This window comes from Candidatus Nitrosotalea sp. FS (assembly GCF_011319475.1).
In the GTDB taxonomy this organism is placed as follows: Archaea; Thermoproteota; Nitrososphaeria; order Nitrososphaerales; family Nitrosopumilaceae; genus Nitrosotalea.
On sequence record NZ_RCMC01000307.1, the window covers coordinates 10,465 to 19,847 of the forward strand.

A 9,383-nucleotide genomic window follows, 5' to 3' on the forward strand; every position below is an offset into this window, starting at 1 on the left:
TTCAGCAAAGGACTAAAATCAATAGGATATACAATCGAGTCTCAAAGCCAGATAATTCCAATCATAATAGGAGACGAGAAAAAGACACTTGAGTTTGGCAAATACCTGCAAAATAATGGCATATTTGCCCAGCCGATACGTTATCCAACGGTAAACTTGGGCTCTGCAAGAATACGAATATCTGTCACGGACTGGCTTTCTGAAGACATCATTTCAGAGGCACTTGCAGTCTTTGAAAAAGCAGGAAAAAAGTTTGGCGTCACCTGACCAAATTTGGTAGAGATTTGGAACAAGGTATTAATAAAAAAACAACACAACTCATTCATGGTAGAACTTACTATAGGCATTGCAGCCATAGCAGGACTTGGTTCTTTTCTTGCGCCATGTATACTACCAATGATTCCAGCGTTTCTTGCATACATTTCTGGAACAACACTGACAGAACTCCAGAAAAATAATGGTACAGTAAACCTTGTTTCAAGCAGACTAAATATAATACTAAATACGCTATTTTTTGTTGCAGGTTTTACAATTGTTTTTTCAGTTCTTGGTGTTATTCTAAACAGCGTACTTGCAGCATCTGCAGGATCGTTGCTTGCAGGATTTAATCATGTTGGAGGGATTATAATAATTGCATTTGGTGTTTTCATGTTATTGTCATCCAAGATTTCAAAACTCAATTTTGAGAAAAAGATCTTGCCAAACAGGACCAAGTCAAGTTATCCACTTTCATTCCTATTTGGTCTTGCATTTGCAACAGGTTGGACTCCCTGCATAGGACCAATTCTAGGAAGCATTCTAACACTTGCTGCAACAACACCAAGCCATGCATTCATCTTGCTTCTTAGCTATTCAATAGGATTAGGAATACCATTTATCTTGATGGGTGTATTCTTTTCAAGATTCACAGGATTTATCAGATCCATGAGCAAACATTTGAAATACTATTCCATAATAATGGGGTCACTTATTATCACATTAGGAGTTCTAGTATACACAAATCAGCTTGCGGCTATTGCAAGTTTTCCGTTGCTAAATAACATACTATTAGGATGATAATGATGAGAAAAGAGATTAAAACCGCAATAATTGGTGCGATAATCATTGTAATTGCAATAGGAGGACTAGCAGTATTTTTCACATCACTTGATAAAACCGTTGCAAGTACAGGAAATCAGATAACAGTAGACAAGACAAATACTGGAAACAGTTCTAGTGTCCAGACTACATATGCTGATGAAAGTAATTACCCCAAAGCCCCCGATTTAGTTGGCATTTCAGGATACATCAATACCACACCAGAACAGTTACAAGCAAAGATCAAAGACAAGGTTGTGTTGTATGATTTTTGGACTTATAGCTGTATCAACTGCATCAGAACTTTTCCATATCTTAAAGCATGGAATGACAAATATGCAGACAAGGGCTTGTTGATAATCGGAGTACATTCTCCAGAGTTTGAGTTTGAAAAAGATATAAACAATGTAAAGATGGCTGCACAGAAATATGGATTGACATATCCAATAGTGCTTGATAGTGATCACATGACATGGGATGCATTTTCAAACAGATATTGGCCTGCAGAATATATCACAGATGATCTTGGGCACATAAGACATACTCACTTTGGAGAAGGAGAATATGATCAAACAGAAAAAGTAATACAACAACTGCTTGATCAAAGAGCAAAAAGACTTGGACTAAATACCATTGCAGATCAAAGCCTTGTCAATTTGCAAGCCCATGAGTTTTCATTATTTGAAACTCCAGAATTATATTTCGGATATGACTTTGCAGATGGAAGAAACTATTTTGGAAACTCGGAAGGATTCCAGCCAGATAAGATAGTCAGTTATACCATCCCAGCAGACTTGCAAAAAGATCATTTCTACCTAGACGGCCAGTGGCAGAATCTTCACGACAGCATGAAGTTGTCATCAGATAATGGAAAAATAGTTCTACCATACACCGCACAAGACGTGCACATTGTAGCATCAGGAGTTGGTACTGGAATACAGGTACTGCTTGATGGAAAACCAGTTACAAGTGATGATGCAGGCCAAGACATCAAAAATGGTACTGCCATCATATCAGAACACAGACTGTACAACATCATATCATCAAAACAAGCAGGCTCTCACACTGTTACCATCATAGGGCATCCAGGCTTTGAAATCTACACATTTACCTTTGGGTAATCNAATCGTGCAAGACTTTACTGTAACCCTAGTCGACTGTCACTATAGTTACACATCAAGTAAGAACATGGTTGTTTAAAACAACATTTCAAATCAAGGCACAGTAAAAAAATGAACTTTACAAACAAATGGAATGTACAAAAAGAAAGTATCTCCCAGAGGGTAATAGACAAGGTAAAACCAGATGCCCCACTAAAGCCCAAGATTGATGAGGCTCAAAAGAAATTACAGTTACAAATTATAAAACTTGATTCCATCTCAAAGAAATTAAAAGAAAAAGATGATTTTATCTTTAAAAAAGTGGTAGAGGCAGTTAAAACGCACAACAAGGCATACTCTAATGCTTATGCTACAGAACTAAATGAAATTAGAAAGATGAACAACATGGTCACAGGTGCAAAATTGGCCATGGAGCAGATCCAATTAAGACTAAATACAATATCAGAGCTTGGAGATGTCGTAGTGACACTCAGTCCTTGTATGTCAATAATAAAGGGACTAGGAGCCGGCCTCAATGGATTAATGCCAGCAGCGGATTCCTCCATGTCAGACTTGTCAAACATACTAGGAGAGATAATGTCAGGAGCATCTGTAAGCGGCGACAATTCATTTGTCACAGAGACATCAAACTCAGAGACAAACCAAATATTGGAAGAAGCACATGCCATATTGGAAGGACATGTGAGACAGAACATTCCAGATCTTCCTCCAACACTTGGTTCAACAACAAAAGCGCCAGAGCCTATTTAGAGCGCTTTTTACTCAATTCTACAAAGTGTTTCTTGATTCTAGAGATTGTTGGATAGCTGTACCCTAGTTTTCTGTAATTTGCAATCATCATCTTCCAGTTTTTTAGCCTCCATTGGGCCTGCTCTGAAGTAACAGAATGAATTTCTTTGTTGATTATACTCTTTCTTCCCACTTTGAGCACTCCGGCATCCTTTGCAGACCACCTATTTTTTGCAAAGTTTAATCCCGATATGATTTCAGAGAGCGGGATCTCAGTGAAAAAATCCTGGATCTTTTTGATTTCTGCATCGGTTGGTTTTTTTGATACCACGATATTGATTTCATATCTTTCCATATTCGAATTTAGAAACATTGTTCCTAATTAGTGTATATACATAATTCATGTTAACACATCAGATATCACAATTTTCCCTACCTCTGGAAAATAAGTCTAAATTGCTTCCATGCCTGGTATATTAATGTGATCCATCATTTCCACTTTTGGCAGGCTGTTTTTTATACTCGGAATTATGTATTTTGTACATGACTCAGAAAATTGTACTGGATGTAAAAGAATCTCCAACTTTCTCAGAGATATTTACACAACATGTTTCAGATATTTCACTTGAAGTAGAGTCAATCAAGTTAAGGAATTTAAGAAATGATGCAGATGGGATAAATGAACATCTGGCACGAATTGAAAGTGCACTGGTAGGTATAATGGAAGCAAGATTGGCATTAGCAGAAAAAGTTTTACAGTCTCAATCAAACAAATAAAGACAAAAATCGGACTCGGTTAACCTTAAGAATTTCGTGTTTTCAGACTAGTTTCACACAGAAAAGAGTTCATCATTAGAACCCATAGTTTTTCTCATCTTGTTGAATTTTGCAGCAAGAAGTGAAAGGTCTACAGGCTTTCCTGTTACTTCATTTTTTAGTTCGACATAATGCTTTATTCTATCATTGAATCTATCCGGAGCAATCTCTTTGGTCATAATCTCTCCAGCAGATATGATTTTGGCCAGACGTTCTCGTTCTTTTTGCTCTAGTTCCATTCTTTCAGACTCTATTTGTTGCCTATGGTCTTCATAACCCATTTTCATCTGCTTTAGTTCAGTTTCTAATTTGTTGAGGACGTCATTTACAGCCCCCGTTGTTTCTTTTTCATTTCCAGTGCTGGATTGTGGTTCTTTTTTTGTCTTGGAACCAGGCGATTGTGATTCTATACGCAGTTCTCCAAATGGTTCACTTGTAACTACTTTTACAGACCTGAATTTTTGAGCCTTTTTTGTCATTACACCAAATGCAGTCATTCCTAGTCCTGCTATGGCTAGACCTACTAGAGAATACTGGAAAATAGGCATGACTTCATGTAATGAAGNGTTTTACAGATCTGAATTTTTGAGCCTTTTTTGCCATTACGCCAAATGCAGACATTCCTAGCCCTGCTACTGCCAAACCTACAAGAGAATACTGGAAAATAGGCATGACTTGATGTAGTGAAGGGTACCCCATTTGACGTAACATGGATGCAGTATTCATGTTACCACCAGACATGGAACCAATGAAAGAGTGTACAGATATAGTCAGGTAATGCGGTGCGTAATAGTATGATGGAATGGAAATCATAACAAGAAATATACCAATAATTACTAATCCTAGCCTCATAGGTTAAACGCAAAATGGAGTCTAATATCCACTTGTTTGTAANTGGTTGAATCAGACATACGCGCAAACAGGGTTCCAAAGGGATTTTTGCACAAGAAAAGAAGGTGTGAGAAAACCAAGTGCAATAATGAAGGTGTCTATTCATCAAAACTAGGATATTTTTGTCTTGATCACATACTAGATTATGACATGCCTTGTCCTAACAAAGACTGCCCAAGAAACGGTCTTGCCATGGACAAGCTAATCCCCAAGATAGAAAAAGACATGGCAGGCGACATGCATCAGATATTTCAATGCCCATCATGTAATTACAGACACGATCATACTGTACATGTCTAGTGCCAGAGTTTAAAAAAAATTGAGCTAAAACATTTACAAAGTTCTACTGGAGACTTAAGATAATATCATAACAATTCACTAAATGGCTACCCATAAACTGACCAGGCCTAGAATCGTGAGGGTTTTTGTGCTTCTCTCACGATAATTCATTTACTAGACAAAATTGATTTCAAAGTTTTAGCGGTATTCTCTAGACTTTGTTTGGGGTGATTACGTTGTTGATTGCTTTTGCATCTTTCTTGCAGAGTTCACATTCACAAACAAAAAGACCCTGCTTGCCCATACAGTCGTGATGTTTTTCTTCAAAGCACTTGTAGCACAAAACCATAGAAATCTTGATTCTTTATGGCATTACGGTCTATTTCTACCCCCCTATTGCCACCAAAACTACCCTGATCATGGACCAGTTTTTGCTCAAAAATTGGTCTAAAATGGTCGATTTTAAAAAATATCCAGTTTTCTAAAATTATGCTTGAAAGTTAAACCCCCTGTTATTTCCAGGCAATCAGGCATATTGTGATTTTTTCAAAAATGACCATTTTTAGGGGGGGTGTAACACTTGAGCGTACTAATAGCAGCCAAGGGTCAAAACACCCCCATTACCCAGTAGGAGTTCTGTTTTCTTTTTAGGCCCTGAAGAAAAGCTAAACCCTATGTTTTTGGTCCAAATTTTGACATTCCAAAATATCACAAAATGTGTCATTCCAATCCACGCATGGAAAATTCAAAAACTTGGCCTGTTTTTGTGCCACAAACCGGGGGGTCTTGGACCAAAAGTCGATAGAAAGGCTCAAAAAATACGATATCCAATTACTGAAAATCTTGTTGATTACGCCATATTGTAGGAAGTCTTTCTATTTGTTCCAATATTTCAAGTGCTGCAGAACTGTCCCTTCTTTTTACTGCAGTGGCAAAATCAAATCCTAGTTTTACAGCCTCAGTGGTCAGGTCTTTTACTCGGTCAAGGTCTCTTCCTTCTTTTTTCATCCGTTCCCCTAGTGCACATGACTTCCAATTATCAGACAATGTATGCTCTGAAACAGTAAGAGGCTCCCTTAGACGTTGTCTCCAGTCTGAGAGTTCAATCTTGTCCAGGATGCCATCTAACTTTAGAGTATGAAATACTCTCACAATTTTCAAAATATCGTCTAGTTGTACTTTAGTATTTTTGTCAGCTAGTAGTAGATGCCTTGGCAAGTTCGGGGATTTTCTCCCGGGCTTGGACAATTTCTATCTCTACTGTTTCTATTGGTTCGTCCACCACATTTCGTTTAATGGAGAACATCTTTGGTTTATCAAAATCTTTAGTGCAGTCGGGACAAGCATAAACCAGAACCCTGTATTCGTTGGGAGCTTTTGGATTCGAAAGGCGAGGATAGTAAACTAGTCTACCCCCACAATCCACGCAATATCTATTTGCGCGTCTTGTTCTGGCCAATGCGGACCTCCTGCATGTATCATCATGATATGATCCGTATTAGATCCATATTGTCTAATAGAATACACTAAGATGTGATCGCATTACAATATTTCACAACTCGAGTTTAGAAATACCATATCTGTAAACCTGCAGATTTTGGAACTTGAAAGTANNTAATCAAAAACCAATGTTTCTAAACTCGAATTTAGAAATATTAAAGCGCCGCCCGCCAGACTTGAACTGGCGACCCGCTGGTTAACAGCCAGCTGCTCTACCACGCTGAGCTAGGGCGGCAACAGACTTGTTCGTAGGATAAGCGGATTTATTCTTTGCTGAATCTATTTTTCGATCTTGTCGAGTTTCTCAAAAAGATAAAGACCGTCAAGAAAAACTCTGTGATCTTTGTTTTTGACTTTGGTGTTTTGTTGTAGACTACCTGCAGTCTGGGATACATCAGTCAATACTGGACCTGTGATTATCACATCATCACCTTTTGCAACTACTTTGGTGTCACCAAATATTTTTGAGACACGTGCTGCACGTTCACCCTGAAAGTTTTCTACATGAATTTGTCCATCTTTTACCTTGACAGTGATTGGAAAGTGAGCATAGACAACTTTCATCTTGAATGTGTATCCAGTCTGGACACCCTTGAATAGAGTATTGATTATAGACTCTGCAGTTTTGAATATTGCATAATCTCTTTTACGGATTCCAATTGATTTTAAGATGACATTTTTTCCTTCGACTTGAACTTCTACTGGGATTTTCTTGAATGCCTTTCTTGTCTTACCTAATGGTCCCTGGACATGCAATATCTTGTGAGCTATAGATGCCTTGACGGTATCCGGAATCGGTATTGTTACTTCGTGTATCTCAGTTTTAGTAGACAAATCCTATCAATAGCCCTCCCAAGCCACTCTTTATTGCTTCGTGATGAGACATTACACCCTGATTGGTAGTAACAATGAGCATACCACGTGAATATGATGGTAGATATTGTTGCTCCCACTTGGCATAACCGTCTTTTTTTACCTTGAATCTAGGTGTGATTGCACCACATTTTGTGATTTTTGCTAATAGTTGAATCTTAAACTTGCCACCTTTCTTGTCATCAACGTGCTCAAATTCTCCAATGTAACTGTGATTTTGTAGAGTCTTGAGTACATCTGTTGCAAGTTTTGAGGTAGGCAATACAACACATTCTCCCTTTCTTCTTGCCTCGGTATTGTATAGTGTTACAAACATGTTTGCTAGAATATTAGTTGCTGGCATATACTATCACTTGAATTTCCTAAACCCTAACGAGTCTGCGACTTCTCTGAAACATCGTCTGCAAAGATCAAGATCATATTTTTGAATAACTGCATTGTAATCGCCACATCTTTTACACCATCTAGAGCCTTTTCCAAACTTATGGACAGTTCTTCCAGTTACTTTGTAATCACGATTTTTCATGTTATACTACCTGGATTCCAAACTCATGGGTTAGAAATGCTTTTGCTTCATCAGATGTAATGATATGAGTACGTCCAACACTTGCTTTGTGTTTGCTTCGCACACGGATGCTAAAACCTGGTCGTGTAAGAGATATTGAAATATCAAGACCCAAGATTCCATCTTGTGGATCGTACTTTACTCCTGGAATGTCTATGTGTTCTTTGATACCAAATGAAAGATTTCCAAAGTTGTCAAATGATGAGCCTTTCATCTGATTACCCTTTGCTGCAAATAATCTCTTGATAAGCTGAATTGCTTCTTCATTTCTTACTGTAACTGCAACACCAATTGGTTCACCCTTGTGTACACCCCAGTCACGTTGAGTGGCCTTGGCATATCTTGGAGATGGTTGTTGACCAGAGATGTGTTTTAGTGCGCGTTTTGCTTTTTCAACCGGTTCGCCTGATTTACCTACACCCATATTCAATACTACTTTGGCAACTGAAATTTTCTTCATTGGAGATACTGTTTGTTGTGTCATATCTATCACTGGATTTGTATGACAGGTTTGTCTTTTCCTACTGCCATTACTAGGTCTGCTGGGATTTCAATCTCTCTTTCACCAAAGTCAACATCTGCTCTTTTTGGCAAGATGAATGTACCTGGCTTGAGTTCTGTGACTTTACCCATACGTCCTGCGTTTACTCCGCTTGTAATTATTACCTGGACTCCTTTTTCAAGAGGAATTACACTAAGAATTTTGGTTCCTGGCACCTCAATTACACATGTATCTCCAACATTTACCTTGGTGTCAGAGATCAGTGTTCTGCCATCATGGAATCCGATTTGTGTTTTCTTGTCCTTGATTGTTACCTTTTTGGTTACTTTGAGTAATTTCTTTGATTTTTCAGAAGAGTCTATCTTGATTGGTTTTAGTACAGTCAAGTCTTTTGGAACAAGTCTGTATACATCAGATACTCCATCAAGTTCTACTACATCCATCAGACCAATACCGTGGTGAAGTGAGTTTCTTACAACACCGTCTACTTTGACTTTGCCGCCATAGATGACAGATTTTGCTTCTCTTAGAGATGTAGCAAGTTTTAGTGTGTCACGGATAAATACTGCAGTTGGAATGGATATGTCTTTTTTGTGACCGCCTGGTTTTACTGTAACTACAAATCTCTTGTCTTTTCTTGTGATTCCCCAGAAAAGTGGAGCCATTTGTCTTTTTAGTTTTTTACTACCTGCGATGCTAACCATTATTTATTCCCCTTTTTTTCAGTTTTAGATTTGTCTTTTGTATCATCTGGTTTTGATTCCTTTTTTGTTTCCTTTGGCTTTTCCTTGCTAGCCTCTTTTTGTTCTTTTGGTTTTGATTCTTTTTGTTTTGTCTCTTTTGTTTCTTGAGGAGCACTTTTTGCAGCTTGTGGTTTTTGTCCTTCAAGTCTGCTCTGTCTCCACTTGTCTTCAAGATTCAATGAAGTGATGATAACGTTTGATGGATGAATGTAAATGTCGACATTTCCGCCCTTGAGTTTTTCACGCTTGATGCCCTCTATTGCAATTCCTCGCTTTTCAGTTGATAC

At 38.1% G+C, this 9,383-nt stretch carries 14 protein-coding genes and 1 tRNA gene; 5 read left to right on the forward strand and 10 right to left on the reverse strand.

Features of this window, described 5'->3' with window-relative positions; all coding sequences use genetic code 11:
* The 4 genes from DYY66_RS12470 to DYY66_RS12485 all read left to right on the forward strand — a co-directional run.
* On the forward strand, positions 1 to 267 hold a 267-nt coding region (locus tag DYY66_RS12470), incomplete at its 5' end, for an aminotransferase class I/II-fold pyridoxal phosphate-dependent enzyme (protein ID WP_166289993.1).
* Between the two features lie 57 nt (positions 268 to 324).
* Positions 325 to 1,056: a cytochrome c biogenesis CcdA family protein gene (locus DYY66_RS12475; RefSeq protein WP_166289996.1), complete on the forward strand. Its 732-nt coding sequence runs from the start codon at positions 325 to 327 to the stop codon at positions 1,054 to 1,056.
* Positions 1,057 to 1,061: 5 nt separating this feature from the next.
* Positions 1,062 to 2,198, forward strand: coding sequence for a redoxin family protein (locus tag DYY66_RS12480; protein ID WP_166289999.1), 1,137 nt, complete (start codon positions 1,062 to 1,064; stop codon positions 2,196 to 2,198).
* A 111-nt stretch (positions 2,199 to 2,309) separates the two neighbouring features.
* Positions 2,310 to 2,948 (forward strand): Snf7 family protein, encoded by a 639-nt coding sequence (locus DYY66_RS12485; RefSeq protein ID WP_166290002.1) that lies wholly within the window; start codon positions 2,310 to 2,312, stop codon positions 2,946 to 2,948.
* Here the strand turns inward: DYY66_RS12485 and DYY66_RS12490 are convergent.
* Positions 2,941 to 3,282 carry a hypothetical protein gene (locus DYY66_RS12490; RefSeq protein ID WP_166290005.1) on the reverse strand — a complete coding sequence of 114 codons (342 nt, stop codon included), beginning with the start codon at positions 3,280 to 3,282 and terminating at the stop codon, positions 2,941 to 2,943. The genes DYY66_RS12485 and DYY66_RS12490 overlap by 8 nt on opposite strands.
* Positions 3,283 to 3,470: 188 nt before the next feature.
* Between DYY66_RS12490 and DYY66_RS12495 the strand changes: the two genes are divergently transcribed.
* The gene (locus DYY66_RS12495; protein ID WP_166290008.1) at positions 3,471 to 3,704 is read left to right on the forward strand and encodes a hypothetical protein; all 234 of its coding nucleotides are present in this window, start codon (positions 3,471 to 3,473) and stop codon (positions 3,702 to 3,704) included.
* A gap of 2,040 nt (positions 3,705 to 5,744) precedes the next feature.
* On the opposite strand, the gene DYY66_RS12515 is transcribed toward DYY66_RS12495, so the two are convergent.
* From DYY66_RS12515 to DYY66_RS12555, 9 genes are all read right to left on the reverse strand, one after another.
* A complete protein-coding gene (locus tag DYY66_RS12515) occupies positions 5,745 to 6,065 on the reverse strand; it encodes a hypothetical protein (protein WP_255496488.1) in 321 nt (106 codons plus the stop codon).
* Positions 6,066 to 6,105: 40 nt separating this feature from the next.
* On the reverse strand, positions 6,106 to 6,372 hold the full coding sequence (locus DYY66_RS15370) for a hypothetical protein (RefSeq protein ID WP_166290023.1): 267 nt from the start codon (positions 6,370 to 6,372) through the stop codon (positions 6,106 to 6,108).
* 202 nt (positions 6,373 to 6,574) lie between these two features.
* Positions 6,575 to 6,648, reverse strand: a tRNA-Asn gene (locus DYY66_RS12525).
* Positions 6,649 to 6,692: 44 nt separating this feature from the next.
* Entirely contained in the window at positions 6,693 to 7,247 is a 555-nt protein-coding gene (locus DYY66_RS12530; protein WP_166290026.1) for a 50S ribosomal protein L6, read from the reverse strand.
* A complete protein-coding gene (locus DYY66_RS12535; protein WP_166290029.1) occupies positions 7,237 to 7,629 on the reverse strand; it encodes a 30S ribosomal protein S8 in 393 nt (130 codons plus the stop codon). The genes DYY66_RS12530 and DYY66_RS12535 overlap by 11 nt, the downstream gene beginning before the upstream one ends.
* 6 nt (positions 7,630 to 7,635) lie before the next feature.
* Positions 7,636 to 7,812 carry a 30S ribosomal protein S14 gene (locus DYY66_RS12540; RefSeq protein ID WP_148693767.1) on the reverse strand — a complete coding sequence of 59 codons (177 nt, stop codon included), beginning with the start codon at positions 7,810 to 7,812 and terminating at the stop codon, positions 7,636 to 7,638.
* 1 nt (position 7,813) lies between these two features.
* Positions 7,814 to 8,335, reverse strand: a complete 522-nt coding sequence (locus DYY66_RS12545) for a 50S ribosomal protein L5 (protein ID WP_166290033.1) — start codon at positions 8,333 to 8,335, stop codon at positions 7,814 to 7,816.
* 5 nt (positions 8,336 to 8,340) lie between these two features.
* Complete coding sequence (locus DYY66_RS12550) at positions 8,341 to 9,057, reverse strand: 30S ribosomal protein S4e (protein ID WP_166290036.1); 717 nt, start codon at positions 9,055 to 9,057, stop codon at positions 8,341 to 8,343.
* On the reverse strand, positions 9,057 to 9,383 hold a 327-nt coding region (locus DYY66_RS12555), incomplete at its 5' end, for a 60S ribosomal protein L26 (RefSeq protein ID WP_166290039.1). The genes DYY66_RS12555 and DYY66_RS12550, both read right to left, overlap by 1 nt.

Coding starts and splice junctions, on each gene's coding strand:
- DYY66_RS12475 (WP_166289996.1), top strand. CDS start 325: ATGGTAGAACTTACTATAGGCATTGCAGCCATAGCAGGACTTGGTTCT.
- DYY66_RS12480 (WP_166289999.1), top strand. CDS start 1,062: ATGAGAAAAGAGATTAAAACCGCAATAATTGGTGCGATAATCATTGTA.
- DYY66_RS12485 (WP_166290002.1), top strand. CDS start 2,310: ATGAACTTTACAAACAAATGGAATGTACAAAAAGAAAGTATCTCCCAG.
- DYY66_RS12490 (WP_166290005.1), bottom strand. CDS start 3,282: ATGGAAAGATATGAAATCAATATCGTGGTATCAAAAAAACCAACCGAT.
- DYY66_RS12495 (WP_166290008.1), top strand. CDS start 3,471: ATGACTCAGAAAATTGTACTGGATGTAAAAGAATCTCCAACTTTCTCA.
- DYY66_RS12535 (WP_166290029.1), bottom strand. CDS start 7,629: ATGCCAGCAACTAATATTCTAGCAAACATGTTTGTAACACTATACAAT.
- DYY66_RS12540 (WP_148693767.1), bottom strand. CDS start 7,812: ATGAAAAATCGTGATTACAAAGTAACTGGAAGAACTGTCCATAAGTTT.
- DYY66_RS12545 (WP_166290033.1), bottom strand. CDS start 8,335: ATGACACAACAAACAGTATCTCCAATGAAGAAAATTTCAGTTGCCAAA.
- DYY66_RS12550 (WP_166290036.1), bottom strand. CDS start 9,057: ATGGTTAGCATCGCAGGTAGTAAAAAACTAAAAAGACAAATGGCTCCA.